The organism is Burkholderia aenigmatica (genome assembly GCF_902499175.1).
GTDB lineage: Bacteria > Pseudomonadota > Gammaproteobacteria > Burkholderiales > Burkholderiaceae > Burkholderia > Burkholderia aenigmatica.
Map to the genome: position 1 here is coordinate 25,679 of NZ_CABVQC010000015.1, position 26,021 is coordinate 51,699.

The 26,021-nt window shown below is 66.5% G+C and carries 25 protein-coding genes; 14 read left to right on the forward strand and 11 right to left on the reverse strand.

All coding sequences use genetic code 11. From position 1 onward, the window contains the following. The first annotated feature begins 45 nt into the window (after positions 1-45). The 5 genes from BDO18943_RS42630 to BDO18943_RS13140 are packed head-to-tail and all read left to right on the forward strand — an operon-like array spanning position 46 to position 5,602. Complete coding sequence (locus tag BDO18943_RS42630; RefSeq protein WP_235995989.1) at positions 46-480, forward strand: YtcA family lipoprotein; 435 nt, start codon at positions 46-48, stop codon at positions 478-480. Positions 481-494: 14 nt separating this feature from the next. Continuing rightward, the gene (mdtN, locus tag BDO18943_RS13125; RefSeq protein WP_175022618.1) at positions 495-1,550 is read left to right on the forward strand and encodes a multidrug transporter subunit MdtN; all 1,056 of its coding nucleotides are present in this window, start codon (positions 495-497) and stop codon (positions 1,548-1,550) included. A 7-nt stretch (positions 1,551-1,557) separates the two neighbouring features. Continuing rightward, the gene (locus tag BDO18943_RS13130; RefSeq protein ID WP_175022619.1) at positions 1,558-3,651 is read left to right on the forward strand and encodes an FUSC family protein; all 2,094 of its coding nucleotides are present in this window, start codon (positions 1,558-1,560) and stop codon (positions 3,649-3,651) included. Further along, the gene (locus BDO18943_RS13135) at positions 3,648-5,132 is read left to right on the forward strand and encodes an MdtP family multidrug efflux transporter outer membrane subunit (RefSeq protein WP_175022620.1); all 1,485 of its coding nucleotides are present in this window, start codon (positions 3,648-3,650) and stop codon (positions 5,130-5,132) included. Before BDO18943_RS13130 ends, BDO18943_RS13135 begins: the two co-directional genes overlap by 4 nt. Then, positions 5,132-5,602: a MarR family winged helix-turn-helix transcriptional regulator gene (locus tag BDO18943_RS13140; protein WP_175022621.1), complete on the forward strand. Its 471-nt coding sequence runs from the start codon at positions 5,132-5,134 to the stop codon at positions 5,600-5,602. The genes BDO18943_RS13135 and BDO18943_RS13140 overlap by 1 nt, the downstream gene beginning before the upstream one ends. A 331-nt stretch (positions 5,603-5,933) precedes the next feature. Here the strand turns inward: BDO18943_RS13140 and BDO18943_RS13145 are convergent, their stop codons facing one another. From BDO18943_RS13145 to BDO18943_RS13165, 5 genes are all read right to left on the reverse strand, one after another. Next, a complete protein-coding gene (locus BDO18943_RS13145) occupies positions 5,934-6,623 on the reverse strand; it encodes a PqiC family protein (RefSeq protein WP_175022622.1) in 690 nt (229 codons plus the stop codon). After that, entirely contained in the window at positions 6,620-8,272 is a 1,653-nt protein-coding gene (locus tag BDO18943_RS13150; RefSeq protein WP_175022623.1) for a PqiB family protein, read from the reverse strand. The genes BDO18943_RS13145 and BDO18943_RS13150 overlap by 4 nt, the downstream gene beginning before the upstream one ends. Continuing rightward, positions 8,265-8,918 carry a paraquat-inducible protein A gene (locus BDO18943_RS13155; RefSeq protein WP_175022624.1) on the reverse strand — a complete coding sequence of 218 codons (654 nt, stop codon included), beginning with the start codon at positions 8,916-8,918 and terminating at the stop codon, positions 8,265-8,267. Before BDO18943_RS13155 ends, BDO18943_RS13150 begins: the two co-directional genes overlap by 8 nt. Next, positions 8,915-9,562 (reverse strand): paraquat-inducible protein A, encoded by a 648-nt coding sequence (locus tag BDO18943_RS13160; protein WP_175022625.1) that lies wholly within the window; start codon positions 9,560-9,562, stop codon positions 8,915-8,917. Before BDO18943_RS13160 ends, BDO18943_RS13155 begins: the two co-directional genes overlap by 4 nt. 83 nt (positions 9,563-9,645) lie before the next feature. Further along, positions 9,646-10,101, reverse strand: coding sequence for a MarR family winged helix-turn-helix transcriptional regulator (locus BDO18943_RS13165; RefSeq protein ID WP_175022626.1), 456 nt, complete (start codon positions 10,099-10,101; stop codon positions 9,646-9,648). A 272-nt stretch (positions 10,102-10,373) separates the two neighbouring features. Between BDO18943_RS13165 and BDO18943_RS13170 the strand changes: the two genes are divergently transcribed. Next, positions 10,374-11,681, forward strand: coding sequence for a PucR family transcriptional regulator (locus tag BDO18943_RS13170; RefSeq protein ID WP_235995991.1), 1,308 nt, complete (start codon positions 10,374-10,376; stop codon positions 11,679-11,681). 27 nt (positions 11,682-11,708) lie between these two features. On the opposite strand, the gene BDO18943_RS13175 is transcribed toward BDO18943_RS13170, so the two are convergent. Further along, positions 11,709-12,314 (reverse strand): TetR/AcrR family transcriptional regulator, encoded by a 606-nt coding sequence (locus BDO18943_RS13175; RefSeq protein ID WP_175022627.1) that lies wholly within the window; start codon positions 12,312-12,314, stop codon positions 11,709-11,711. A 110-nt stretch (positions 12,315-12,424) separates the two neighbouring features. On the opposite strand from BDO18943_RS13175, the gene BDO18943_RS13180 reads away from it, so the two are divergent. From BDO18943_RS13180 to BDO18943_RS13190, 3 genes are read left to right on the forward strand one after another with little or no spacing between them, the layout of a single operon-like run. Further along, positions 12,425-13,480, forward strand: a complete 1,056-nt coding sequence (locus BDO18943_RS13180; RefSeq protein ID WP_175022701.1) for a sugar phosphate isomerase/epimerase family protein — start codon at positions 12,425-12,427, stop codon at positions 13,478-13,480. 29 nt (positions 13,481-13,509) lie between these two features. Further along, the gene (locus tag BDO18943_RS13185) at positions 13,510-14,394 is read left to right on the forward strand and encodes an alpha/beta fold hydrolase (RefSeq protein ID WP_175022628.1); all 885 of its coding nucleotides are present in this window, start codon (positions 13,510-13,512) and stop codon (positions 14,392-14,394) included. Between the two features lie 2 nt (positions 14,395-14,396). Beyond that, a complete protein-coding gene (locus tag BDO18943_RS13190; RefSeq protein WP_175022629.1) occupies positions 14,397-15,335 on the forward strand; it encodes an alpha/beta hydrolase in 939 nt (312 codons plus the stop codon). A gap of 470 nt (positions 15,336-15,805) precedes the next feature. On the opposite strand, the gene BDO18943_RS13195 is transcribed toward BDO18943_RS13190, so the two are convergent. Genes BDO18943_RS13195 through BDO18943_RS13205 form a run of 3 tightly spaced genes read right to left on the reverse strand, consistent with a single transcriptional unit; the run spans position 15,806 to position 18,284 of the window. After that, entirely contained in the window at positions 15,806-16,549 is a 744-nt protein-coding gene (locus BDO18943_RS13195) for a polysaccharide deacetylase family protein (protein WP_175022630.1), read from the reverse strand. Between the two features lie 23 nt (positions 16,550-16,572). Beyond that, positions 16,573-17,139 carry a hypothetical protein gene (locus BDO18943_RS13200; RefSeq protein WP_235995993.1) on the reverse strand — a complete coding sequence of 189 codons (567 nt, stop codon included), beginning with the start codon at positions 17,137-17,139 and terminating at the stop codon, positions 16,573-16,575. Then, positions 17,139-18,284: a glycosyltransferase family 4 protein gene (locus BDO18943_RS13205; RefSeq protein WP_175022703.1), complete on the reverse strand. Its 1,146-nt coding sequence runs from the start codon at positions 18,282-18,284 to the stop codon at positions 17,139-17,141. Before BDO18943_RS13205 ends, BDO18943_RS13200 begins: the two co-directional genes overlap by 1 nt. Positions 18,285-18,868: 584 nt before the next feature. Here BDO18943_RS13205 and BDO18943_RS13210 point away from each other — a divergent pair. From BDO18943_RS13210 to BDO18943_RS13220, 4 genes are all read left to right on the forward strand, one after another. Further along, on the forward strand, positions 18,869-20,173 hold the full coding sequence (locus BDO18943_RS13210) for a dicarboxylate/amino acid:cation symporter (protein ID WP_175022631.1): 1,305 nt from the start codon (positions 18,869-18,871) through the stop codon (positions 20,171-20,173). A 57-nt stretch (positions 20,174-20,230) separates the two neighbouring features. After that, complete coding sequence (locus tag BDO18943_RS42960) at positions 20,231-20,362, forward strand: hypothetical protein (protein ID WP_260865346.1); 132 nt, start codon at positions 20,231-20,233, stop codon at positions 20,360-20,362. Between the two features lie 343 nt (positions 20,363-20,705). Further along, entirely contained in the window at positions 20,706-22,640 is a 1,935-nt protein-coding gene (locus tag BDO18943_RS13215; protein WP_175022632.1) for an SMP-30/gluconolactonase/LRE family protein, read from the forward strand. A gap of 355 nt (positions 22,641-22,995) precedes the next feature. Then, entirely contained in the window at positions 22,996-23,835 is an 840-nt protein-coding gene (locus BDO18943_RS13220) for a peptidylprolyl isomerase (protein ID WP_175022633.1), read from the forward strand. A gap of 25 nt (positions 23,836-23,860) precedes the next feature. Here BDO18943_RS13220 and BDO18943_RS13225 read toward each other — a convergent pair whose 3' ends face one another. Then, positions 23,861-24,298 (reverse strand): GNAT family N-acetyltransferase, encoded by a 438-nt coding sequence (locus BDO18943_RS13225; protein ID WP_175022634.1) that lies wholly within the window; start codon positions 24,296-24,298, stop codon positions 23,861-23,863. 129 nt (positions 24,299-24,427) lie between these two features. Then, positions 24,428-25,333, reverse strand: coding sequence for a LysR substrate-binding domain-containing protein (locus BDO18943_RS13230; RefSeq protein ID WP_175022635.1), 906 nt, complete (start codon positions 25,331-25,333; stop codon positions 24,428-24,430). Positions 25,334-25,495: 162 nt separating this feature from the next. On the opposite strand from BDO18943_RS13230, the gene BDO18943_RS13235 reads away from it, so the two are divergent. Further along, complete coding sequence (locus BDO18943_RS13235; RefSeq protein WP_175022636.1) at positions 25,496-25,996, forward strand: lipocalin-like domain-containing protein; 501 nt, start codon at positions 25,496-25,498, stop codon at positions 25,994-25,996. Positions 25,997-26,021 lie beyond the last annotated feature (25 nt).

Here is a 26,021-nt window from a genome sequence, read left to right on the forward strand (position 1 = left end):
CTCCGGCCGCGCCCCGCCCCCTAACATCGGAGATCGAGCCGCGCGGTGCCCGATCCCGGCCCGACCGGTGTTCCGCCAGGCGGCGGAACCCGCGTCCGGCTGTCGCGGCAACCCGCCCGCGCGTTCTCGCGCCCTGTTCGTTCAATCCATGAATCCATTCGCCGGCATCCCGTCATGCCGTCCGTGCCCGTTGTCGTGAGTACCTTGCAGATGCGTTCGTCCATCGCCCTGACCATCGTTTCGATTGCGGCAAGCCTGTTGCTCGAAGGATGCGCGCCCGCGCCGTCGGTTGCCGTATTCGGCGCGGCTTTTCCGGATTGGCTGTTCTGCATCGTCGGCGGTGTGCTGGGCACCGTGGTTGTCCACGTCGTGCTGGGCAAGTGCGGCAAGCGCGATCTGCTCGCGCCGGTGGGGATCGGCTACCCCGCCCTGGCCGCGGTGTTCGCGATGGCGTTCTGGCTGCTCTTCTTTCCTCACTGATCACGCGTACCGTTATGTCCGACGCTTCCGGCGCATCGCGCAAAAAGTCCATCGTTACCTGGCTCATCGTGGTGGCCGCGCTGGTGTTGCTCGGCGTCGTCCTGTGGCGTCTCGAGCATGCGCCGACGACCGACGACGCCTATGTCTATGCCGACACGATCAACGTCGTGCCGGAAGTGAACGGCAAGATCGTCGAGATGCCGGTACGCGACAACCAGCCGGTCAAGCGCGGCGACCTGCTGTTCCGGATCGATCCGCGGCCCTACCAGGACGCGCTGGATCAGGCACGTGCCCGGCGGGTCACGCTCGACCAGCAGATTGCGCTGACGCAGCGCTCGGTCAATGCGCAGCAGTACAACGCCGATTCCGTGAAGGCGGCGGTCGAGCGGTCGCGCGCGCAGGCCAGCCAGGCGACGGATACGCTGCATCGCGTCGAGCCGCTGCTCGCGCACGGCTATACGTCGGCGGAAGATGTCGATCGGGCACGCACCGCGCAACGGGCGGCGCAGGCGGAACTGAACGCGGCGATGCTGCAGGCGCAGCAGGCGGCCGCGGCGGTGAGCGGCGTGGATGCGCTGGTGGCACAGCGCGCGGAAGTCGACGCGCAGATCGCCCTCGCGGAGCTGAACCTCGAGTTCACCGAAGTGCGTGCACCGTTCGACGGCCGGGTGGCTGCGTTGCGCACGACGGTCGGCCAGTTCGCGTCCGCGCTCAAGCCGGTCTTCACGCTGATCGATACGCGTCACTGGTACGTGATCGCCAATTTCCGCGAGACCGACCTGAAAGACGTGCGCGCGGGCATGCCGGCCACCGTCTACCTGATGAGCGACACGGGCAAGCACTTCGACGGCACGATCGATTCGATCAGCTACGGGGTATTGCCTGACGACGGCGGCGTGGTGCTGGAGGGTTTGCCGCGCGTGGCGCGCAGCATCAACTGGGTACACGTCTCGCAGCGTTTCCCGGTGAAGATCGCGGTGCGGAACCCGGACCCGGAGACGTTCCGGATCGGCACCTCGGCGGTGGCCACGCTGCGGCCGGGTGCCGCCGTGCACGATGCGGCACGGTGAGCGTGACATGAGCGCCGGGCATCCCGCCGCGAGCCGCCTGCAGCGCTTCGCCCGCTTCATCGGCGGCGAAATCCGGCCGTACCCGGGGCGCCTGAACGTGACACTGCGCTGCGTGCTCGCCAGCGCGCTCGTCATCGTCGCGTCGATGGCGTTGCAGGTGCCGCTCCTGGCGCTGTCGCTGATCGTCGTGTTCTACGTGACGCAGGCGAACGTGGTGGTGACGCGGCTGATCGGCGTGCTGTTCGTGATCGGCTCGACCGTGGCGGTCGGCAGCGCGATCCTCGTGCTCAAGTTCACCTACGACTATCCGTTGCTGCGGATTCTGCTCGCGAGCGTGCTGTTCCTGTTCAGCGTCTACATGATGCGGGTGGCGAAGATCGGGGTCGTGTTCTTCATCGTCGCGATCGTCGTCATTTACGTTCAGACGTTCGTCGATCGAACCGACCAGGCCGAACTGCTGGTGCGTACCACGTTGTGGGTGTGGGTCGCGGTCAACTACGCGATCGCGGTGACGCTCGCGATCAATACGCTGTTCCTGCCCGCGGAACCGGTGCGCCAGCTCGAAGCGGCCATGCGCGGCCAGCTGACTGCGATCGATGCGGCGCTGGCACGGCTCGACCATCGCGCGTCGGCGGCTGGCGGGCCGGGCGCGCGTGAGATCCAGGCCGGTGCGCTGACGCTCCAGAAACTGCTGCGCTTTGCGACGATGCGGGATGCGTCGTATCGCGCAAATCAGGCGCTGCACCTCGCGAGGGTGGCGACGGTGTCCCGCCTGTACGCGGCGGCAAGCCATCTGCCGGACGCCGCAACCGGCACGGCCGCAGACGCGAAACGCGCACTGCGCGACGCATGCCGTGGTCTCGGCGACGCGATCGAAACGGGCGCGCGATTCGTCGCGCCGGCGTCGCTGGTCGACTTGCCGACGGACGGCTTGCCCGGCGCGCTGGCGGACATGCGCGACGCGTTGCTGGCGTTCGCGGATCGGTCCGCCGCCCCGCCGGCCACCCCATCCCCGGCCGAGAAGGCGCGCCTGCTGGTTCCGGACGCGTTGACCAATCCCGCCTACGTGCAGTTCGCGTTGAAGACGCTGATGGCCGCGCTGCTCAGCTACGTCTTCTATGTCGCGACCGATTGGCCGGGCATTCACACGATGATGCTGAGCTGCCTGATCGTTGCGCAGCCGAGCCTTGGCGCCACGACCCAGCGCGCGGCGCTCCGGATCGGCGGCGCGGCGGTCGGCAGCGCACTGGCGCTCGCGATGGTCGTGTGGGTCGTGCCGCATCTCGACGACATCGTCGGCCTGTTGATGATGACGTTGCCGGTGGTTGCGCTGGGCGCGTGGGTGTCCGCCGGGTCGGAACGCATCAGCTATGCCGGCACGCAGATCGTGTTTACGTTCGCGCTGGCCTTGCTGGAGAAATTCGGCCCGACCACCGACCTCACCGAAATCCGCGACCGGATGATCGGGATCCTGCTCGGTGTCGTCGTGTCGACGGTCGTTCATGCGTACCTGTGGCCCGAGGCGGAAGGCGAAGCGCTACGCCAGCGCGCCGCGCGGCTGGTGCGCCGGATCGGCGAGCATCTCCGTGCGGAGACGGTGCAGCCGGTGCCCGTCGGTCTCTGGAGCGAGCTGGGCGACAGCGAGGCGATGTCGGCGCGCGTCGCGCTCGAGCCGGGGTGGCAGATGGCGGACGGCGAGCACGAAGGCCTGACCTTGCGCATGCAGGCGCTCCTGGCCCGGGTCCGGGAAATCCTGCTGGCGGTCGACGCGTTCGGCGCGGAGCGACGTGCGTCGTGGCCGACGCGCACCGCGACTGCGGCAACCGCCTTTCAGCACGAGCTGGCCGCGCTCCTCGACAACTATGCGGACGCGCTGGCCGCGCATCCGCTGACGGTGGGCGCGACGCCGCGCGCGTCGCTCGAGGCGCTGGCCGAATGCTGCGCGGCGGATCTTGCGGCCCGGCCGACCGATGCCCTGCGGGCCGCGTATGACCGGCTGACGACCCGGGCCGACAGCCTGGCCGGCCAGATCTCGGGCCTGCCCGCATGGGCGCCGGAACCCGCCGGTCCAGTATTGACTTCTCGAGCTTCGCAAGCATGACTGATTCGTTGATTCGCCCTTTCCGTTCATCGTTGCGCCGTGTCTCCGTCGCGGTGTTGCTGTGCGGCCTGTCCGCCTGTGCGTTGATTCGTCATGACGTGAAGCCGGCGGCGACGCTCGACGCCGAACGCATCCGCGTGGCCGACGACATCCATCTGGCGAAGGACGGCTGGCCGTCGGCGCGCTGGTGGACGCGCTACGGTGATCCGCAACTGGACGTGCTGGTCGGGCGTGCGCTGGCCGATTCGCCGACGATGGCGATCGCGCGGACGCGCGTGTCGCAGGCCAAGGCCGACGTCGACCTCGTGAAATCGGGCACGGGCCTGCAGGTGGGGGCGCTGGCCTCGGTGGACCGCGAGCGCGTGTCGGGCAACGGCTTTTTGGGCGCCTATTCAGGCAATGAACCGCTCATTGGCGCAACCGGGCCGTGGTACACGGCAGGCATCGTCGGTCTCGGCGCGAGCCTCGATATCGATATCTGGGGCAAGGCGCGCGCGCAGGTGGCGGCTGCGCTGGGCGTGCACAACGCGCGGGTGGTCGAGACTTCGGCCGTCGAACTGGAGCTCTCCGCGGACGTGGTGCAGCTTTACTACGGTATCCAGACCACCTATCGGCTCATCGAGCTGCTGGAGCAGTTGCAGGACGTCGCGACGTTTTCGCTGAATGCGCACGCCGCGCGGGCGGCGCGGGGGCTCGAGGCGCAGACGCAGACCGAGGTCGCCCGCGCGCAGCAACTGGCGACGGCACGGCAGATCGTGGCCGCCCGGGGGCGCATCACGCAACAGCGCGAAGCCCTGCGCGCGCTGATCGGCGCGCGGCCGGACGATCTCTCGGAGATCCGGCCCGTGCCGTTGCCGGCGCCGCCGTCCGCGTTGCCTGCGACGCTGTCGTACGAACTGCTGGCGCGCCGCCCGGATCTGCAGGCGCTGCGCTGGTACGTCGAAGCGTCGTTCGACAAGATCGACGCAGCCAAGGCCGCGTTCTATCCGAGCTTCGACATCAAGGCATTCTTCGGCGTCAATGCGTTGCATCTGGCCGACCTGTTCACGCATGCGAGCCAGCAGATCAACCTGGTGCCCGGCCTGACCCTGCCGATCTTCGACGGCGGGCGGCTCAACGCGAACCTCGGCAACGCCCGCACCGCGAGCAACCTGCTGATCCTGCAGTACAACCAGGCGGTGCTGAATGCCGTGCGCGACGTCGCCGCGAGCGGCAGCCGGCTGCAGGATCTCGACGCCGAGGCGGCCCTGCAAACCGGGAAGATCCGCGCGGTGACGTTCACCCAGGACAGCGCCGAGGCCCACTACCAGCGCGGGCTGGCGAGCCAGTTGACCGCGGTCGAGGCGAGACAGGCCGTCATTCAGGAACGGGTTGCGCTGCTCGACATCGACGGCCGGCGAATCGGCCAGGACATCGCGTTGACGAAGGCGCTCGGCGGCGGCTACCGGTCGGACGCGCCCGTCGTTCTGAACCCGCGGTAATGCAGCACGTGCCCGACCCGTTTGCACGCTCCGGCCTGGGTGACGCATCGCGCGAGGCAGACGGATTTCGCACGATGCTGGGCGCGCAGCTCGCGATCAAGCGCGTGCTGGACCAGACCATGCTGGCGGCGCTCGGTATCCGGTTCTCGCAAGGGCGTGCGCTGGTTCAGCTCGCCTGCGGCGGCGCGATGTCGTGCCAGCGGCTCGCGAGCGTGCTTGGCTGCGGCACCAGCCGCCTCACGCGTCTGGCGCAGGATCTCGAACGTCGCGCGCTGATCGTGCGATGCCGGGATGACCGGGATCGCCGGGCACTGGTACTGACGCTCACGCCGGCAGGCAGGGCAATCGCGGAGCGTGTCCCCGCCGTCATCGCGGCAGCGGAGGCCGTCGCCCTGGGGCCGTTGACGGCGGAGGAGCGGATGTTCCTCGCACGGCTTCTCCAGCGGATACTTGGCGAGCGTGATGCGTGATGCGTGATGCGTGATGCGTGATGCGTCATCGTCATCGTCATCGTCATCCCGCGATGGAGTGAAAGCGGCGCGTATCGTCGCTGTCGGAAGGCGCGCATGCGCGGCATGCGCCCGATGGCATCCGATGGACGCCTGTTGCCTACCTGCATCGCTCCCCGACCGCGACCGCTTCTGTCCGCGGCTGCTTCTATCGATCAGCCGCCAGTCGATCAGCCAATCTCTTCAACGAATCGGGTAGCGACGCGCGTCTTGGCGTTCGTCCAGGGCCATGCACACGCGGCCCCCGCAGTTTGCCGGCACCGATGCAGCACTGGCGCGGTGCAGGCGGGCATCATGAATGTTCCGGCGCGGAAGGGCAGCGCATGGCCGGCGAAGCCGTATCGACGTTTTTGACGATGCGCTGCGCGGTCGCCATCGCGCGTACCGTGCCGGCGATCTCGGTCGCAAGCTGACCGATCGCCTGACGGTGCCCGGTCACGAGCGCGTCGTAGCCCGCGCTCACCGGTACGGCCGCGTGGGTGTGGCAGGTCGTGACGCGCTGGCTGGAGAGCGAGCGCACACTCCAGACGGCATCGAGCACGGCGCGCTGGCCCGGCCACGATTCGAACCGCTGTACGTCCACGCTGACGCGGTATACCGGTACGCCGGGCGGGTAGGCCGAATGGGCGACGTCGATCGTATCGAGCTGATGCGTCAGTGCCGACGAAAGCGCACTGCGAATCTCGTCAGCCGGCGCCGACGCCCAGCGTTCCTGCTCGAGCACAGCGACTTGCCCGATGCTTTTCTGCACGACGAACTGATTCTTCGCAACCTGCTCGGGGACGCCGACGGCGGGCACCTGGATCAGGAACGCCGGATCGGCCGACGTGTCGGGCACAGTGGGCGTGGCGGCGGATCCGTCGGCGGCGAGCGTGTAGAAGCGCGCTGGCGGCGACGCACAGCCGGCGAGCGTCGCGGCCACTGCAAGGGCCGCGCCGGCCCGTGCGAGAAGCTGGCCGAGGCGTGGCGTGCATGCGTTCATTGCTTGTCTCCAGGCTTGCCTTGCAGCAGTGATTCGGGGTGGCGTTCGAGATAGTCGGCGAGCATGTTCAGCGAACGCAGCGTTTGCGTCAGTTCCTTCAGCGCGCCGCGTACGTCCGATTGCAACGGGGAGTCCTGCTGCAGCGTGGCTTCGGCGGTCGTGAACGTCCGCTTCGCGGCCGACAGCGTATCGCGCGCTTCCGGCGCGACCTGCGTGTCGAGCTGCTGGAACAGCTTGTTGGCGTTCGCGAGCGTGCTGTTCAGGTTGGCGCCGATCTGGTCGAACGGGACCTTGTCGAGTTTCTTCGCGATGTCGGCGACTTGTACTTGCAGCTCGTCGAGCGTGTTCGGCACGGTCGGCAACTCGATCGTCTCCTGATTGACATCGAGTTTCACGGCCGAGGCGGTCGGGAAGAAGTCGAGCGCGACGTACAACTGGCTCGTCAGCAGGTTGCCCATGCGCAACTGGCCGCGCAGGCCGTGTTCGACGAGTCGCTGAAGAATTTCGCGGCGGGCGGGTTCGCCCTTGCTGCGGATCGTATCGCGGAAGCGCTTGCCGAGGCGCTCGGGGTAGAGGTTCATCGTCACCGGCATCGTGAAGCCCTTGGCTTTCGGATCGTAGTCGATGCCGATATTCGTGACCTCGCCGAGCACGATGCCGCGGAAGTCGACCGGCGCGCCGACGCTGAGCCCGCGCAGCGACTGGTTGAAGTTCATCACGACCGGCACGCGTTCGCCGTCCGGATCGCGCATCGCCTGCGTTTCGTCCGCGCCGAGTGCGAAGACCGTATCGTGCGTGGCAACGGCGCCGGCCGGCTGGTCGACCGGTGCCTGGAACGCGATACCGCCGAGAATCACGGTCGCGAGCGATTGCGTGTTGAGCTTGAGGCCGCTCGAATCGAGCCGCAGATCGACGCCGCTCGCCTGCCACCAGCGCGAGTTCGCATGGACATACTGGTCGTACGGCGCGTTGACGAACACGGTGAACGTGACGCCCGTGCCGAGCGGGTCGAGCGAGAAGCCGACGACTTGCCCGACCTGCACGCGCCGGTAGTAGACGGGCGAGCCGATATCGAGGGAGCCGAGCGAATCGCCGCGCAGCGTGTATTGCGTGCCGCGCTGGTCGCCGGTGACGGCGGGCGGCGTCTCGAGTCCGCTGAATGTGGTGGCGTCGATTTTCGAGCGCCCGGCGTCGACGCCGATGTACGCGCCGGACAGCAGCGTGCCGAGGCCCGACACGCCGCTTGCACCGACCCGCGGCCGCACGACCCAGAACCGCGAATCCTTCACGGCGAAGGTGTCGGCGTCCTTGGTGAGCTGGACGTCGACCAGCACGTGCGACAAGTCCTTGGCAAGCTTGATCGTCTTGACGGTGCCGATTTCGACATCCTTGTATTTCACCCGCGTCTTGCCGGGTTCGAGGCCATCGGCGTTGCGAAAGCTGATCGTGATCTCGGGCCCGCGCTCGAGCACCGACTTGACGACCAGCCCGATGCCGATCAGCGCGGCGACGAGCGGCACCAGCCAGACGAGCGACGGCAGCCATCCGGCGCGTGTCGCGATGACGGGATCGGGGACGGACGGGAACGGCTGGCCGTTCCCGGGGCGTTCCGCATTCGAATCGTGTTGCGGGCCTTGCGGACTAGTCATGGTGTTTCCCAGAAGTTTCGACTGGATCCCAGATCAGGCGGGGATCGAACTGCATCGACGCGAGCATCGTGAGGATCACGACCGAGCCGAACGCGAGCGCGCCGGGGCCGGCCGTGATCGTCGCCAGCGAGCGGAAATGGACGAGCGCGGCGGTGAGCGTCACGACGAAGATGTCGAGCATCGACCAGCGGCCGATCCGTTCGACCATCCGGTAGAGCCGGGTGCGCTGCATCGGTCGCCACGCGGAGCGGCGCTGTGCGGTGAAAGCGAGGATGAAGAGCACGCCGAGCTTGAGCATCGGCACGAGGATGCTCGCGACGAACACGACGACGGCGAGCGGCCATTCGCCCGACACCCAGAAATAGATGACGCCGCTCATGATCGTGTCGTCCTGCGAACCGACGATCGAGGTCGTGTGCATCATCGGCAGCAGGTTGGCCGGGATATAGAGGATCGCGGCGGCGATCAGCAGTGCCCACGTGCGCGCGAGGCCATTCGGGATGCGCGCGTGCAGCGCCGTGCCGCAGCGCGTGCAGCGGGCCGGGGTGGCATGCGGGTGCCCGGCGCCCGGCTGCGCGTGCCGCTGTACGCGGCCGCACGCGTGGCAGCCCGTCACACCCGCCCGGGTAGCGGTGACGATGTTCATCGTGCGGTCGCGCGACGTGCCGGACCGCTCGCCGCCCGCTCGCGCAGCGCATCGGCCACGTCCCACAGCGCGCGGGGATCGAACGCGGCGGCCACGGCAAGCAGCAGTGTGAGCGTCGCGAACGCGAATAGCGCCGCTTCGGGGACGACTTGCGCGAGGCTCACCATCTTCACGATCGTGACGAGAATGCCGAGCATGAACACCTCGATCATGCCCCACGGGCGGACGAGCTGGATTGCCCGCAACACGGTGTCGAAGGCCGGCGGGATCCGGCCGGCGCGAAGCGGGGCCAGCAGGTAGAGCAGCGCGGTCAGCTCGACCAGCGGAAACAGCAGGGCGGAACAGAACACCATGACCGCGACGATCCGCATGTCCTGGCGCCACAGCGCTCCGAGCGCACCGGTCAGCGTGGTCTGCACATGCATGCCGCTGACGTTCATGTCGAGGATCGGGAAACATTGGGCGATCGCGAACGCGATCAGTGCCGCGAGCGTGAGCGCGCAGAGCCGGTCGAGCTGCGCGGCATGGCCGCGGTAGAGCCGTTCGTTGCAGCGCGGGCAGCGCGCGGTTGCTTTGCCCGCGAGGCGCGGCTTGTTCAGCACGGCGTCGCAGGTATGGCAAACAATCAAGGCAGGTTGGGACACGTGACGTGATTCGTTTCGGTTCTATCGGTAAAGCGCGGCGTCCCGATGGCGGCATGAACGGGCCGTATCGAGGCCCGCGAGGGTCAACGGCGAGGCTTCCGCACTTCGTCGAGCATGCGGGCCAGCGAGGCCCCGAGAACGCGACGTTCCTCGACGGACAAGCGGCCGAGCACGGCCTGCCCGGCCTGGGCGAGCACCGACGGGATCTGCCGGGCGAGCGCGAGGCCGGCGGGCGTCAGCGACAGGTTCCGCGTGCGGCGATCGCCGCGGCCCGGACGGCATACGACCCATTCGCGGTTGGGCAGATCGTGCACCAGGCGCGAGATCCGGCTCGTACCGCAGCCGAGCGCCTTCGCGAGATCCTGTTGCGAGACGGTGCCGCCCCCCGCGAGCTGGACGAGCACGCTACCCTGCGAGAAGGAGATCCCGAGTGTCGTCAGCATGCGCTGGTCGAGCATGCGCTCGATCGAGACACGGATGTCCAGCAGCAACCGGAAGCTGTCGACGTGGCACGGTGTGCCACCTCGGCTGAAGGACAAAAAGTTCTCGAACATACTCGGCATCACCCTGCATTCGACGCGACACGCGCATCCGGTCGATTTCCACCACCGTGCGCGCTGGGCAAGGTGCGGTTTCGATGGTAAGCGTGCGGGGCCGGCGGGAAAATTGGAAAATCCGACAATGCGATTGTCGATATTCACAACGCGACCGGTCGCGGTCATGCCGCCGCCAAGCAAATCCGCGATACTTTCGCCTACGCAGGCACAGCACCGCGCTGTGCCTGTCCATTCCATTGCGACCCAAGCCGACCATGCCAGTCATCGTTCCCACCCTCAGCTCGCGCCTGCGCGACAAGCTTGCCGAGCTCGCGGACGACCGTGCCGTGATCGTCGAGAGCGCGTATGCAATCCTGATGAAGCTCGAGGGCTACCGGGACCTTGCCCCGACCGTCCGAAACGACATCTTCGAAACGATGTCGCTGCAGACGGATCTCTGCCTCCGGTCGTTGCTGACGGGGAAGCCTTGTTCGGCGGAGGTCATCGACGCGTTGCAGGAATCGGCGCGGCGTCGCGTGCACCAGAATGTGCCGCTGCAGTCGATCCTGCGTGCGTATCAGCTCGGCGCGCGCGAGATCTGGCGGGTGAGCGCCGAGGTCGGCCGGGCCGACCCGGCACTCGCCGAGGAATTGCTGTTCGACGTGTCGCCGTATCTGTTCGACTTCTTCGACGAGCAGGCGCAGATCACCGCGCAAGCCTATCTGGCCGAGCAGCACCAGCAAGCCTGGTGGCGTGAATCGCTGCTGCATCAGTTCCGCGACGTGATCTTCCATGCGTCCGGCGATGCTGCGATGTTTGCGGAGCTGGCCGCTGCACTCGGACTGGATGCCACGTCACCGCGCGTCGCACTCGCGATAGACGCCGATCTCCGGGATCTTCCGCCGGTTGTCCGGTACGACGAACTCGAACGGCTCGTCCTGATTGCGGCACGGCATCTGGACGTGGCGCGGGAGGCGCTCGTGCATGCGTGGCATCGCGAACGGCTGGTGATCTGGGTGCCGTGCACGCGCGGCGATACGCTCAGCCGCTGCGACCAGATCGTCGCCGAGCGGGCGGCGCGCCTCGTCGGTGCGGAACCGCGCATGCGCAACATCGGGATCGGCCTGATGAATCATGGCGCGGACGGCTGGGCTGCGTCGGTCACCGAGGCGCTGAAGGCCGTCGACTTCGCGCCGCGCGACGGGCAGTCCCGCAGGATCCACCGATATTCGTCGATGGCGATCGAGGAAAGCGTGCGCGGCACGCCCAACGTGCTGCGCTACCTGGTGTCGCTGATCGAGCAGTTGTCGGGCGAGGCGGATCTGATCGCGACGCTCGCCGCCTATTTCGAGAGCGGGCAGCGGCGCAGGGTGACGGCCGAGCGCCTGAACATTCATCCCAATACGCTGATCCATCGGCTGGAGCGCATCGAAACCGTGCTGGGCGCGTCGCTCGACGATCCGGGGTGGATCGCGCAACTCGACATCGCGCTCAAACTGAGGCACGCCACGTCCGGATGCGCGGCACCCGAGCCGACCGAAGCCGAACCGAAACCGCGGCGAGGGCGCGCCAGCGCGAAATGACCGGCCGGGGCGGCGCGTCGGGCCGCGTCACGCGTTGCCGCGTACCGCCATCGCGAGCGGCATCATCGCCGGCCCGATGGAAGCGAGCAGGCGCTCTTTCGATACCCCGTCGCGGGATTGCACGGAAATGCCGTGCAACTGCGTCGCATAGAAATCGGCCAGCGCCTTGATGTCGGTGCCGCGCGCGAGCTGCCCCTGCTCGGCTGCGAGTTGCAGGCGCTCGGCGATCGATTGCGTGCGTGCACGCCGATGGGCGGCCAGCCATTCCATGACGCCTTCGTTTTCGGCCGAGTAGTTGGTCGCGGCGGAGACCACCATGCAGCCGTGCGGCTGGCCACGCCTGGTATAAGCGGCGACGGCGTCGCGCAGCATCCGCTCGACGGCCGCGCGGACATCGGTTTCCTCGCCGAGCGCACGATCGGCGAAGCCGCCTTCGCCTTGTTCGTAGAGCGCAATGGCCTCCTGGAACAGGGCCTCCTTGCTGCCGAACGCGGCATAGATACGCGCTGACGCGATACCCATCGCTTCGACCAGGTCGGACATCGACGTGCCTTCGTAGCCGCGTCGCCAGAACGCGAGCATCGCGCGTTTCAGCGCCATGTCGCGATCGAATTCTCTTGGTCGTCCCGCCATATCCCTTTCGTCCGTCGTCACATCGTGCGCCGATTTTATCGCGCGTCGTGTTGACACGCGCCGTTCCGCTATTCTATTCTTTGTCGATCAACAAACAATTGGAGTTGATCATGCGTACCCTCAAGGGCCCCAGTCTCCATCTCGCCCAGTTCGCCGACGATGCGGCGCCGTTCAACAGCTTGCCGAACATCGCTCGATGGGCGGCCGGCGTCGGCTTCAAGGCGCTGCAGATTCCCGCGTGGGACGGCCGGCTGTTCGACGTGGAGACCGCTGCGGAAAGCCAGGTCTATTGCGACGACATGAAGGGCATGCTGGCCGAACACGGGCTGGAGATCAGCGAACTGACCACGCACATCTTCGGGCAACTGGTCGCCGTGCATCCCGCGTACGACGCCATGTGCGACAACTTCGCGCCCGAAGCCGTGCGCGGCAATCCGGCCGCGCGCACCGCATGGGCGCTGGATCGGCTCAAGCTGGCCGCGCGGGCTTCACGCCGCCTGGGGCTGACCGACATGGGCTCCTTTTCGGGGTCGTTCGCGTGGCCGTACCTGTTTCCGTTCCCGCAACGGCCCGCCGGCCTGATCGAGACGGCCTTCGACGAACTGGCGCGCCGCTGGCGGCCGATTCTCGACGTCTGCGATGAAAACGGCGTCAACCTCTGCTACGAGATCCACCCCAGCGAAGACCTGCACGACGGCGTCAGTTTCGAGCGCTTCCATGCGCTGGTCGGCCAGCACGCACGCTGCAAGATGCTGTTCGATCCCAGCCATTTCGTGCTGCAGCAACTGGACTATCTGGCGTACATCGATATCTATCGCGAGCACATCCGCATGTTCCATGTGAAGGATGCCGAGTTTCTGCCTTCGGGCCGTCAGGGCATCTACGGCGGCTACAGTTCGTGGCTGGAGCGTGCCGGCCGTTTCCGCTCGCTCGGCGACGGTCAGGTCGACTTCAAGGCGATTTTTTCGAAATTTGCTCAGTACGACTACACAGGGTGGGCGACCCTCGAGTGGGAATGCTGCCTCAAGGATCAGGAGGACGGCGCGCGCGAAGGCGTCGCGTTCATCAACGACCACATCATCCGGGTGACGGAGCGCGTCTTCGACGACTTCGCCGGTGCCGCGGTCAACCAACAGCAAATCCACGACATGCTCGGCATCGCCTGAGCCGGCCCCCATTGCGAGGAACCATCGATATGTCCGCTCAATTTCAGTCGTCGTTAGCCGGCGCTCAAAGCTTTGCCCATCAATACGTCCGCATCGACGGCCAGCGCATTCATTGCGTCACGGCCGGCGCAGGCACACCGGTGCTGCTGATTCCGGGATGGCCGCAAACCTGGTACGCATGGCGTCATGTGATGCAGGCGCTCGCCGCGCGCGGCTTCATGGCCATCGCGGTCGATCCGCCCGGCACCGGCTATTCCGACCGGCCGGAGGCGGGTTACGACACGGGGCGCACGGCGGCCACGCTGCATCGCGTGATGGCGCAGCTTGGCTTCGATGTGTACCAGGTGGCCGGCCACGACGTCGGCATGTGGGTGGCCTATGCGCTGGCGAGCGACCGGCCCGAGGCCGTGAAGTCGCTGGCGCTGACGGAGGCGGTGATTCCGGGGCTCGCGCCCGCGCCGTCGATCTTCGCGCCGCCGGAAGAGAACATCTTCCTGTGGCATTTCATGTTCAACCAGCTGGCCGATTTGCCCGAGACGCTGATTGCCGGACGTGAGCGGGCCTATCTGGAGTTCATGTTCAACCGCTGGTCGTTCCGGCGCGATTGCGTGGCCGCCGACGTGTATATCGACGCCTATTCGGCGCCGGGCGGCTTGCGCGGCGGCTTCTCCTATTACCGTGCGATTCCGGAGACGATCCGGCAGAACCAGGCGCGGGCGCAGCGCAAGCTGGCGATGCCGGTGCTCGCCATCGGTGCCGAACATGCCACCGGCGATGCGCCGCAGGTCACGATGCGCGATAACGCGACGGATCTGCAGGGGGCGGTCGTGCCCGATTGCGGCCACTTCATCATGGAGGAGGCGCCCGACGCGTTCATCGGCCACCTGCTGCCGTTCCTGGAGCGGAGCCGCTGACCATGCCGATCGACGCCAACATCGCTGCGCTGCTGGAGCAATTGGCTGGGGTCGAGCCGCCCGCGTCGCTGGACGCGTTGCGGCAGGCCACCGATACGACACTGCGGTGCTGGCATGGGCCGCTGGAAGCGGTCGACCGTACGGAAACCTTCTCGGTGCCGACGCGCGACGGGCGGCAGATTCGCGTGCGGGCTTATTGGCCAGCAGTCACGTCGGCGTGCGCGGCAGGCCAGCCGGCGATCGTCTATGCGCACGGCGGCGGATGGTGCCTCGGCACGCTCGAGTTTTACGACAATCCTTGCTGCGCGCTGGCCAACGCGACGCAATGCGTCGTGCTGTCGGTCGATTACCGGCTTGCGCCGGAGCACCGGTTTCCGGTCCCGCTGGAGGATTTCTGCGATGCGCTGGACTGGGTAGTCGGCGAGGCGTCCGGCCTGGGACTGGACCCGGCGCGCATCGCCGTCGGTGGCGACAGTGCCGGAGGAAACCTGGCGGCGGCTGCCTGCCTGGTCGCCCGGGAGCGGGGCGGCCCGTCGATCGCGCATCAGCTGTTGCTGTACCCGCCGCTGGATGCGTCGATGAGCACGACGTCCTATCGGACTTGCGGGCAGGGCTACTACCTGACGCAAGAGATCATGCGGTATTGCTTCGATCTGTACCTGGCCGATGCGGACGACGGCAGCTCACCCTGCGTGTCGCCGCTGCGGGCGGCGTCGCTCGAGGGTTTGCCACCGGCCACGTTGCTGGCGTGCGAGTACGACCCGGTGCGCGACGATGCGCTGATGTACGCCGAGCGATTGCGGGAAGCCGGCGTGCCGGTCGATTGCGTCGTGCTGCCCGGGATGATCCATGCGTGCATCCATATGGCCGGCGTGACGCCGGCAGCCCGCCGGGTGTTCGACGTGGCCGGCGCGCAGATGCGCAGGGCGTTCCGGCGGTGAGCGCATGGCCGAAGGGTGCGTGCGCGAACTTGGGAAGACCGGCGCATTTTCGGTGGCCTCGACGGACTTCCTGTCTGGCAGGCCAAGCAGTCGGCGTATTGACGTCCGACAGCAGGTTGACTAGATTCGTCACATGAACGCACCTTTCGTCACGACCACGACTACCACCACGACCGCCAATGGCGGGCCGAGAGGAGGTTGCGCGTCGTAGTCCAGTGTGTCGAACCCACCCCAAGCCCCGCCGGAAACGGACGGGGCTTTTTTCATGCTCCGTCTGGCCGGCATCGAACGTCAACGGAGAACATGATGGAAGATTGCGATCGGCGGGTTGCTCGGCAATTTCATCGGCAGCGTCGCCGCAGGCTGGACGGCGCTCACGCCGGGACGGATCCTCTTTATGGGAATCGCGTTGGCCGGTCTGCTCGCATTCTGCAGGCAGCGGCCGGCATAGCCAGGGCGACGGGTCGATGTCACGTGAGCGACCTGCGCCGCCGAACCCGCGCCTTTGCACACTTGAACCACAGCCGCAGCGCGCCGACACCGCCCGCGACCGGAATCCGCGGCAACAGGAACCGGTCGTCGTGCGCATCGGCGCAGCCGCGCCGCGTCGTCGTCGCGTGGCGGTAACCCGCGGCGGCGACCTGGTCGCGCACGCGCGGGTCCAGATCGCCGTACGGATAGCAGAACGATTCGACCGGCTGGCCGCTCAACGCTTCGAGCCGCCGCTTCGATTCGGCGATTTGCACCTCCGACACGTGCGCCGGCACGTGCGACAGCGCGACGTGATCGAGCGTATGCGAACCGATTTCATGGCCGCGATCGCGCCAGGCGAGCATGTCCGCGCACGTCATGAGCGGCGAGCATGCGGTATCGGCGCCCGCATCCCAGTCGTTCTCGCCGCCGAACCGGCCGGCGACAAAGTAGCAGGTCGCGGTGAAGCCGAGCTCGTTCAGCACGGGCATCGCATGCGTCAGCACGTTGAGAAAGCCGTCGTCGAACGAAATGCCGAAGACCTTCCCGCTGCGCTCGCCGCGCAGATACGGCTGCAGTTCGCGCACGCTCAGGCCGCGGTAGCCGAGCCGCCTGAACAGCGTCATCTGGCGGCGGAACGCGTCGGGCGCGACGCTCAGGCTGCGCAGCCGGTCGGGCGGCGGCGGCAGCGTGCGGATCTGGTGATACATCAGGATCGGGTAGCGCGGGGCGGACAGCAGCATGAGCGGCTCGCGAGGTCGGGGAATTACGCCGCTTTGCGGAAAATCCGCAGGGTCTTGAAGTCGCCGACTTCGACGAAATCGGCATTCGCCGCCCATTGCTCGATGATCGGCTCGGCCTGCCGGTACGCCGACGAGCGCTTGTAGAACAGCAGATGACCTTCGCGCGCGGTATGGCGTGCGAACAGGTTGAGCACTTCGGCGTCGGTCTTCGCACCGTAAAGGCTGTTCTTCTCGTTGCGGAATTCGCACAGATGGAACAGCGTGACGACGTCGAACGCCGGCAGCAGGTCGGAATTGCTCGTATAGATGTCGCCGAAATAGGCCAGATAGGTTTTGCTGACTTCCGGTAGCCGCGTGACGAGATCGACGTACGACTTGTATTCCTTCGGCGACGCCGTGACGCCGAAGACGGTGTTGTTCAGGTGCGGCCGCGCGCATTCGAGGCCGACATGATGGTGGCCGCCGGTGCCGAAGTGATAGATGCGGATGCCGTTGAGGCGAACGGATTCCAGCCATTCGATGAAGTGCACGTCGCACGGGCACTCCCGCGTGCGCAGGTTCCAGTATTTCTTCCAGATGTTCATGGCCATTAAACGGACCTCAAGGAGGTTGCTCGACGATAGGGGTTGTGTCGAATCGATTTCTGATAGATGGACAGTGTCGCGTCGACGAATCGTTCGAACGAGAACTCGCGTTTGCCCTTCAGCCGTGCGTTGCGCCCCATCACGGCCACGCACCCGGGCTCGCGCACGATCGCGCGCAGGATTGCCTCGATCGCCTCGGGCTCGCGCGGCGGAACCACCCAGCCGTCCACGCCCGGTTCGACGTTCTCGGGCAGCCCGCCCACCCGCGTGACGATCGCGGGGCAGCCGAGCGCCATCGCTTCGCGGCACGCGTACGACAGGCTCTCGTAGTACGACAGCACGAACGACACGTCGACGATCGAGAACGGCGTCCGCACGTCGTCGACGCGGCCGGTGAAAGCGGTGCGCGCGGCCATGCGGTGGTGCGCGATCTGTTCGCGTTGCTCGCCGGTCGGCTCCGTGCCGACCAGCAGCACGCGAAACCGCTCGCGCTCGTGTTCGGGCAAGCGGCCCAGCGCCGCGATCAGGTCCATCCAGCCTTTTTCCGGCGCGGTGCCGGCGCTGCTGCCCAGCACGATCGCGTCCGCGGCGGACGGCCCGAACAACGCGATCTTGCGGCGCCGAATTTCGTCGCCGGCCAGCCGTTCGGCGGCCTGCCGGCGCACGCCGTGCTTGACGACCGTGACGTTTCCATACGGCGACTGGAGCGCCAGCATGCCTGCCACGTAGTCGCTGACCGCGATGGTGTGGTCGGTGGCCAGCCGGGCGCGCAGCACGTTGCCGAAGCTGTCGGCGCGATAGGTGTTGTGCTTGGTGAGCACCACCGCGGGCCGATACCGGCAGCCGAGCAGCGCGAGCATCACCTGCCGGTGATCGGCGGCCCCATTGACATGGATGACGTCGAAGCGCTCGGCGACGATCCGCTGGCGCAGCCGGACGATTTCCTGGCACAGCCGGTTCCAGCGTGGCTTGAATTCCATGTCGAAGATGGCCACGTCGGGACTGTCCTTCAACAGTCGCGACAGGCGGCTGCCTTCCGGCGACGCGACGGTCACGCGATGATGCCGGCTCATCGCGCCAGCGAGATCGCGGACGTAGGTGTCCTGGCCGCCGCCATAGTCGCCGTGGAAGTTGGTGTACAGAATGTTCATCACGATGCCGCCTTTCCTCGCTCAATCATTGGGCAGGACTGCTGAGAAAATGAATGCCCCAGCCCGTAGAAAGCAATGACTCGAACCCGGTGCCGCGTTGCCGATGCGTGATTGCGCATCGACGCCCGGGCGTGGCGGCAACGCGAATCGTTTCAAAATATTACAGAAGCATTACGTGCCGTAGTGTCAAGGTCTGCGCATCTTTGTGAGGATGTGTCGCGATCGCTGGCGGTGTCGTCACGCGGTGTGACGCCGCCGGGGAGGCAGGGGAAGTCCGGCCGCGTGACCCGTGGCGGCCCTGGCGCGGACGACGATATGGCGCGATTACCCCCAGGTCGCGCAGGAAGCGGGCTGGATCGCGACAAAACCCGCCTTTTCGACGACATCCGGACGCAGATCAACCTGACTGACTTTCAGATTTGAAAGCCGGGGGGCCATTTGCGTTAGAATGCCCCCCCTTGTCCGCCATGGCGACCGCCAACGGCGGACTTGTCGCACCCAGAGAGACGTGGGTTTCGATTCGTAGCCGGGCGCGAAAGATGTGCCAGCCGTTAGCAACATAAGCTTTGTGATTTGGATTACTAATGAAGAAGAAGCACAACATCACCAAGTACATCGTTGTCGCGATGATTCTTGGTATCGCAGTGGGTTACGCCTGTCATAGCGCGTTTCCCGACCCGAACATGGCGAAGGAGGTCGCCGGCTACGTGTCGTTGCTGTCCGACGTGTTCCTGCGCCTGATCAAGATGATCATCGCGCCGCTGGTATTCGCGACGCTGACCGTCGGCATTGCGCAGATGGGCGACGGCAGCGCGGTGGGCCGCGTCGGCGTCAAGGCGTTCGGCTGGTTCTTCATCGCATCGTTCACGTCGTTGCTGCTCGGCCTGCTGACCGCAACGATCCTGCAACCGGGCAGCCATCTGAGCCTGCCGCTGCCGGCGTCCGATGCGTCCCTCGGCCTGAAGACGGGCGCCTTCACGCTGAAGGACTTCGTGGTCCACCTGGTGCCGAAGTCGATCGCGGAAGCGATGGCGAACAACGAAATCCTGCAGATCGTCGTCTTCTCGATCTTCTTCGGTACCGCGCTGTCCGCGCTCGGCGAATCGGGCAAGCGCCTGACCGGCGTGATCGACGATCTCGCGCAGGTGATGCTGAAGGTGACGGGCGCCGTGATGTGGTTCGCGCCGGTCGCGGTGTTCGCGGCGCTGGCGTCGACGATCACGACCCAGGGGCTCGGCATCCTGCTCACGTTCGCGAAGTTCATGGCGAGCTTCTATCTGGCACTGGCGCTGCTGTGGGGCGTGCTGACGCTCGCCGGCGTGGTGTTCCTCGGCAAGCGGGCATTCACGCTGATCCGGCTGATTCGCGAGCCGTTCCTGCTGTCGTTCGCGACGGCGAGCTCCGAAGCCGCCTATCCGAAGCTGCTGGACGCGCTGGACCGCTTCGGCGTGAACCGCAAGATCTCGAGCTTCGTGCTGCCGATCGGCTATTCGTTCAACCTCGACGGCTCGATGATGTACTGCACGTTCGCGGTGCTGTTCATCTCGCAGGTGTACGGCATCCATCTGCCGCTGGGCACGCAGATCACGATGCTGCTGATGCTGATGGTCACGTCGAAGGGGATGGCGGGCGTGCCCCGCGCGTCGCTGGTCGTGATCGCGGCGACGCTCAACCAGTTCAACATGCCGGAAGCCGGGTTGCTGCTGATCATGGGCGTCGACATGTTCCTCGACATGGGGCGTTCGGCCACCAACGCGGTCGGCAACTCGATCGCGGCGGCCGTGGTCGCGAAGTGGGAAGGGCAGCTCGACGATCCGCGCGACGAGGACGATCCGGGCAACGGACGCGTCATGAAGGTGAAGGTGCCGGAAACCTCGGCATCGGCATGATGCGCGGCGGTGCGGCAGCGCAGCGATAGTAGCGCGTTGCCTGCCCTTTGAGCATGGATGATCGCCGGCCTGGATTCGATACGGATTCAGGCCGGCGATTTTGTTTGGTGCCGTGATTCCGCCTTGAATGCGGTGATTTTGCCCGATTCCCTGAAACCGGCATTCGCCGTTTCAATCAGTCGTCGTTGAACGCGCGGCGATATTCCCGCAGGCACGAGCCTGATTTTTCCCCTCCCGATTCGACGTGTAAGTGACCATTCACTGTCGCGCCGTCGCGTGCGACATCAGCGTGGATGGGCGCGACCGGCAATGCAATCGAAGCCGAACCGGTGAAAAGCGCAACGGCACGAGCGATTCGCAATTTTTTTCGATTTATATAACGCTATTCTCGCGCTGCGCATTATCGAACGCATGCTGCACGTAATACCGACTGCGCCGGATGATTCAGGGGAAGAATTTACGCATCGCGGTTTTCAAGCCATCCGGCCGGCCCTTCAGGTGAAGGTTCGCACCATTCAGGAGAGCATCCGTCATGGTCGCCAGACAACGGTTTCAGGCTGCGCTTTTCGCCGCAGCGATCGCCGCGATTACCCCTTCCGTTCACGCACGCAACACCACCGACTGGCTGGCGAACACGTACGGCACGCTTGCGGCCCACGTCGGCAACGTCGCGCGCGCGATGTGGGTTGCGCCCGAAGGCGTGATCTATACGGCGTCGATGTGGGACGAGGATGAAGGCGGTGTCGCGATCTACCAGAACGGCAAGAGCGCCGGCTCGATCGGTACGCACTCGGAGTTCCAGGGCAGCGCGATCACGGGCAACGCGACCTCGCTGTTCGTCGCGCTGCAGCCCGGCAAGACCTACGGCAGCGGCGCGGTGGGGCGCTACAACCGCGCGACGAAGTATCGCGACCGCGTCATCCAGGTCAGCGCGGCGACCAACCAGCCGCGCATCGACGTCGTCACCGGGCTCGCGACGGCCGGCTCGCTGCTCTATGCGAGCGACTTCTACGGCAATCGCGTGCGCGTGTTCACCACCGACGGCGTGTGGCAGCGGGACATCAGCGTATCGGCGCCGGGCGCGCTCGCGGTGGACGCGGCGGGCAACGTGTGGGTCGCGCAGAAGAGCGCGGGCTCGATCGTCGGCTTCAGCCCGACCGGCGCGCTGCTGAACACGATCCGGATGCCGGCCGGGTCGCAGCCGTCGGCGCTGTATTTCGATGCGGCGGCCGGGCAGCTGCTGGCGGGCGACGAAGGCCCCGACCAGAACATCAAGCGCTATACGGTGGCGGGCCGGCCCGCGCTGGCCGGCACGTTCGGCGTGCGCGGCGGCTATCTCGACACGACCACGGGCATCAAGGGGCAGGTCGGTGCGCAGCGTTTCACGCGTATCGTCGGGATCGGCAAGGACACCGGCGGCAATCTCTATGTGCTCAACAATCCGTGGGGCGGCAGCTGGGATCTCGGCCGCAACGGCGCGACCGACATTCATGCGTACAGCAGCACCGGCAGCCTGCGGTGGACGCTGCAGTCGCTGAACTTCGAAGGGATCGCCGCGCCGGACCCGGTCACCGACGGCGCGCTGTTCTACGGCGCCACGCACGTGTACGGCGGCGGCGCGGGCGGCACGTTCGTCGCGAACACGGTCGATCCGTTCACGTATCCGTCCGATCCGCGCATCAACATGAGCGACACGCAGCGCGACGAGCATTTCGGGCTGCTCACGTCGGTCGGCGCGAACCGGATTCTCGTCGCGGCGGGCCAGAACCCGCCGGTCTTCTACTTCTTCCACTTCAACGCGGCGAACGGCTACATCGCGATCCCGGACGGCTCGATTCCGGGCCCCGCGTTCAACACGACGCGGCGCGTGACGAGCGGCTTCAGCATCGACAGCAAGGGCGGCGTGTGGGCCGGCCTCGACAAGACCGGCGCGATTACCCACTATCCGCTGACCGGCTTCGACGCGAGCGGCAAGCCGTCGTGGGGGCCGGGCGTCGCGACTCGCGTGCCCGACAGCATCCAGCCGCTCACGCGCATCGTGTATCTCGCGGACAGCGACACGATGGTGCTCGCCCAGGGCGCCATCGGGAGCAACGACTGGACGTCGATCGGCACGCGCATCGAGGTGTATCACGGCTGGAGCGCGGGCAACACGACGAAGCCGGACCCGGTGATCACGCTGCCGCACAGCGGCGCGAAATCGATCGACGCGGTGGGCAACCATCTGTTCGTCGGCTACTGGTTCAGCAGCAGCGGGCCGCTGTGGCCGAACGTCGACGCGTTCAACCTCACCACCGGCAATCTCGACACCACGCTGGTCAACGCGAGCCCGGCAACCGTCGATACCAGCAGCGCGATCGATGCGATGTACAGCATCCGTGCATACCGCCGATCGAACGGCGAGTACGTGGTGATGAAGAACAACGTGAAAGGCAACAGCATCACCGTGTACCGGTGGACGCCCTGACTTCGATGAGGCTTGCGCGGCCGCCTCGACCTCGGTCGGCGGCCGGGCTCGCGAAGCCATGATGTGATTCATCGCGATTTCGCGCGATTTCCATGGCGCTTCCACTGAATTTCCACATCTCGCGTTCGTAATGACCGGCGTGCGCAATGCGCGCTTCACCGCCCGCCGGGCGGCTGTCCCCAACCACGCGACGCGAAAAATCGCTTCCGGGCACAATGACAGCGGCACCGGCAGGCACTGCGCGTGCCCATGACGATGAACCGAATCGACTGGATGGTTGCACCGGCGCTTTGCCGCGCCGGAGCATGTGCGCGGCCGCCCCATGCCGCGTTTTTTGAGCCGAAGTGACGAAACGATGAAGATGAAAACCACACCGAACCGCCTGTTGCTGATCGCTGCGCTGGCTGGCGCGCTGAGCGGTACTGTCCACGCAGAGACGGCGGCGACCACGGCGACCGTTGCGACGGTCAACGGCACGCCGATCATGCAGGCGGACGTCGATACGTTGCTGCGCGCGTCCGGGCAACCCGACTCGCCGCAGATCCGTCAGGCGATCAAGAATCAGCTGATCACGCGCGTGCTGATTCAGCAGGCGGCCGAGAAGGCGAATTATGCCGACAAGCCCGAGGTCAAGGCGGCGGTGCAGCAGGCGAAAGTGAATGCCGAAGTGCAGCTTTACCTGCGCGACAACGTGAAGCCCGCGCCGGTGACCGACGAGCAGGTCAAGGCGCGCTACGACGAACTCGTGGCCGCGCTCGGCAAGAACGAATACAAGCCGCGCCTGATCGTCGTCCAGGATCCGATGACGGCCGCGACGGTGCTGAGCGAACTGAAGGCGGGCAAGTCGTTCGACGGGCTGGCGCGCCAGTACAGCATGGCGCCGAGCCGCGATACCGGCGGCGAGTTGCCGTGGGTGAGCTTCAACACGCCGGCGACGGAAGGCAAGACGTCCGGCTTGCCGCTGCCGGTCGCGCAGGCGCTCGAGAAATTGAAGGTCGGCGCCGCGACGAACGATTCGATCCCGGTCGACGGCGTGCGGGCGATCGTGAAGCTGGATGCGAAGCGGCCGACGCAGGTGCCGGGCTTCGCGACCGCGAAGCCGGGGCTTCAGCAGCAATTGCAGGCGGCCGCCGTGGAGAAGGCGAGTGCGCAGATGATCGGCAACTTGCTGAAGGACGCGAAGATCACGCAGTAATGCGTCGGCGTCGACACGCCGGACATCACGCGCGCCAGATCATGCTCGCGCTCGTGTCGGTTTCCGATTCGCTGTGGAAACCGAGCCGTTCGTAGAGCCGCCGCGCCGGGTTGCCGTGCAGCACGCTGAGCGACACGGGCACGTGCGCGTGTGCGGCGTCGGTCAGCAAGGCGTTCAGCACGGCTTCGCCGATACCCCGGCCCTGGTGCGCGGGGAGGATCTGGATCTGGTGCACGTGCCACTCATCGGTGGCGCGTGTCACCTTCAGCAAGCCGATGGCTTCGTCGCCTTCGCAGACGATCATCGCATCGTCGAAATTCGCGCGGATGCGCCGGTCGTGCGCTTCGTCATCGGTCGGCGCGCCCACGCGTTGCAGGTGCTCGGTCATCGTGAGGCGACGCAGGTTCAACAGGAACGGCAGGTCGGCGGCAGACGCCGGGCGCAGGCGGATTGCGTGTGTCATCGTGCGGACTCGTTCGTTCGGGAATTCGGGATCGTCGACGGGAAGGTCGCCCCCCGCAGCGAATCATTCCCGATGGCGGGCAGCCGGTCAAAGGGCGCGGCGCCAAATCTGGCGCGCATCCGTGGCCGATCATCCGGTGTGCCGGCCGGACGCCTTGTGCGCATCCGCGAGATTGGCGATCAGCGTGTCGATCACCACGCGTTTCAGGCTCGCGAGCGCGGAACGCGCATCGCCTCCACCCGCATGGACGCACACGTCGACTGACGGCAGCGGCGGCAGGCCGTCGCGCTCGCCGAGCTGCCGCAGCGTTGGCGGCACCCCCACCATTGTTCTGGCCGTAATGCCCAGTCCGCCCGCGACGCCGGCCCACAGGCTTTGCAGGCTGCCGGTCGTGTAAGCGAGCCGCCACGGGATCCCGGCGGTGTCGAGCGCATCGGTGCCGGCCTTGCGGAACAGGCACGGCGGTTTGTACAGCGCGAGATCCAGCGGCGCGCCGGCGCGCGGACGCACGTCGATGCCATGCGGCCCGATCCACGCCATCGGCAGCGTGACCAGGTGTTCCGCGTCGGCGCGATGGCCGCGGCCCATCGCGAGCACGATGTCGAGTTCGCCGCCATCGAGCCGATCGAGCAACGCGCCGTTGCCGTCGACGACGATGTCGACGCGCACGCCCGGATGCGTGCGTTTGAACTGGCCGAGCGCGACGGGCAGCCACGATTCGGCGAAGTCGCCAGGCAGCCCGAATCGCACGGCCCCCTCGATCGCCGCGCCGCGAATCGCACCGACCGCCTCGTCGTTGAGTTCGAGAATGCGGCGCGCATAGGACAGCATCAGTTCGCCGGCTTCGGTCGGCACGAGGCCGCGCCCCTGTCGGCGAAACAGCGGCTGGCCGATCTGCGTTTCGAGCTTGCGCATCTGCTGGCTGACCGCCGATTGCGATCGGCCGATCCGGTCGGCGGCGCGGTTGAGGCTGCCGAGCCGATCCGCGGCGATCAGCGTGCGGAGCGCATCCATGTCGAGATTCGGAAACGTCATGATTCGGTTTTTCTTATAGATCGATTTCGAATTATCGTATTTATTGCACATTTCCGTCGCTACCATCAAGTGAACCGGTCGTTTCGGTTCACGGGGATGCGCGCGAGACGCGGCTGCGGATGCCTGTGAGGTGGCTTCCCTTCTTTCCGACAAGGACTGTGAATGAACATCCGCTCGATATTCCGCCAGGGCCTTCCCGGCATGCTGCTGGCCGCATCGATGATTCCCGGCGACGCATCGGCCGCGCCGTCGCTCGCGGGGACGTGGACGCTGGTCGCGGCGGACGTACAACATCCCGACGGCACGGTCGGCCGCGACTATGGTGCCGATCCGAAGGGGCTGCTGCTGATCGACATGCACGGGAACTATTCGCTGCAGATCTTCAGGTCGGAGCGCCCGCGCTTCGCGTCGAACGACAAGGCGACCGGCACGCCGGACGAATTCCGTGACGCCGTGCTCGGCTCGAGTACCCACTACGGCAAGCTGACCGTCGATCCGGCGAACCACACGCTGGCATTTCACATCAGCAACGCGTCGTACCCGAACTGGATCGGGCAAACGCAGACGCGAAGCTATCAATTGAAGGATGGTGAGTTGAGCTACCGCGTGCCGCCGCGTGCCAACGGCGACATCCCGATCTCGGTGTGGCGACGGGCGGATTGAATCGGGAGGGCGTTCGACGCGAGTG

Excerpts from the sequence above, each read along its gene's own strand:
- BDO18943_RS13155 (WP_175022624.1), bottom strand. The coding sequence starts at position 8,918 with ATGAACATCGTCACCGCTACCCGGGCGGGTGTGACGGGCTGCCACGCG.
- BDO18943_RS13185 (WP_175022628.1), top strand. The coding sequence starts at position 13,510 with ATGTCCGCTCAATTTCAGTCGTCGTTAGCCGGCGCTCAAAGCTTTGCC.
- BDO18943_RS13130 (WP_175022619.1), top strand. The coding sequence starts at position 1,558 with ATGAGCGCCGGGCATCCCGCCGCGAGCCGCCTGCAGCGCTTCGCCCGC.
- BDO18943_RS13235 (WP_175022636.1), top strand. The coding sequence starts at position 25,496 with ATGAACATCCGCTCGATATTCCGCCAGGGCCTTCCCGGCATGCTGCTG.
- BDO18943_RS13215 (WP_175022632.1), top strand. The coding sequence starts at position 20,706 with ATGGTCGCCAGACAACGGTTTCAGGCTGCGCTTTTCGCCGCAGCGATC.
- BDO18943_RS13195 (WP_175022630.1), bottom strand. The coding sequence starts at position 16,549 with ATGCTGCTGTCCGCCCCGCGCTACCCGATCCTGATGTATCACCAGATC.
- BDO18943_RS13150 (WP_175022623.1), bottom strand. The coding sequence starts at position 8,272 with ATGACTAGTCCGCAAGGCCCGCAACACGATTCGAATGCGGAACGCCCC.
- BDO18943_RS13180 (WP_175022701.1), top strand. The coding sequence starts at position 12,425 with ATGCGTACCCTCAAGGGCCCCAGTCTCCATCTCGCCCAGTTCGCCGAC.
- BDO18943_RS13225 (WP_175022634.1), bottom strand. The coding sequence starts at position 24,298 with ATGACACACGCAATCCGCCTGCGCCCGGCGTCTGCCGCCGACCTGCCG.
- BDO18943_RS13175 (WP_175022627.1), bottom strand. The coding sequence starts at position 12,314 with ATGGCGGGACGACCAAGAGAATTCGATCGCGACATGGCGCTGAAACGC.
- mdtN (WP_175022618.1), top strand. The coding sequence starts at position 495 with ATGTCCGACGCTTCCGGCGCATCGCGCAAAAAGTCCATCGTTACCTGG.
- BDO18943_RS13190 (WP_175022629.1), top strand. The coding sequence starts at position 14,397 with ATGCCGATCGACGCCAACATCGCTGCGCTGCTGGAGCAATTGGCTGGG.
- BDO18943_RS13140 (WP_175022621.1), top strand. The coding sequence starts at position 5,132 with ATGCAGCACGTGCCCGACCCGTTTGCACGCTCCGGCCTGGGTGACGCA.
- BDO18943_RS13170 (WP_235995991.1), top strand. The coding sequence starts at position 10,374 with ATGCCAGTCATCGTTCCCACCCTCAGCTCGCGCCTGCGCGACAAGCTT.
- BDO18943_RS13200 (WP_235995993.1), bottom strand. The coding sequence starts at position 17,139 with ATGGCCATGAACATCTGGAAGAAATACTGGAACCTGCGCACGCGGGAG.
- BDO18943_RS13230 (WP_175022635.1), bottom strand. The coding sequence starts at position 25,333 with ATGACGTTTCCGAATCTCGACATGGATGCGCTCCGCACGCTGATCGCC.
- BDO18943_RS13205 (WP_175022703.1), bottom strand. The coding sequence starts at position 18,284 with ATGAACATTCTGTACACCAACTTCCACGGCGACTATGGCGGCGGCCAG.
- BDO18943_RS13135 (WP_175022620.1), top strand. The coding sequence starts at position 3,648 with ATGACTGATTCGTTGATTCGCCCTTTCCGTTCATCGTTGCGCCGTGTC.
- BDO18943_RS13145 (WP_175022622.1), bottom strand. The coding sequence starts at position 6,623 with ATGAACGCATGCACGCCACGCCTCGGCCAGCTTCTCGCACGGGCCGGC.
- BDO18943_RS13220 (WP_175022633.1), top strand. The coding sequence starts at position 22,996 with ATGAAGATGAAAACCACACCGAACCGCCTGTTGCTGATCGCTGCGCTG.
- BDO18943_RS13210 (WP_175022631.1), top strand. The coding sequence starts at position 18,869 with ATGAAGAAGAAGCACAACATCACCAAGTACATCGTTGTCGCGATGATT.
- BDO18943_RS42960 (WP_260865346.1), top strand. The coding sequence starts at position 20,231 with ATGATCGCCGGCCTGGATTCGATACGGATTCAGGCCGGCGATTTTGTT.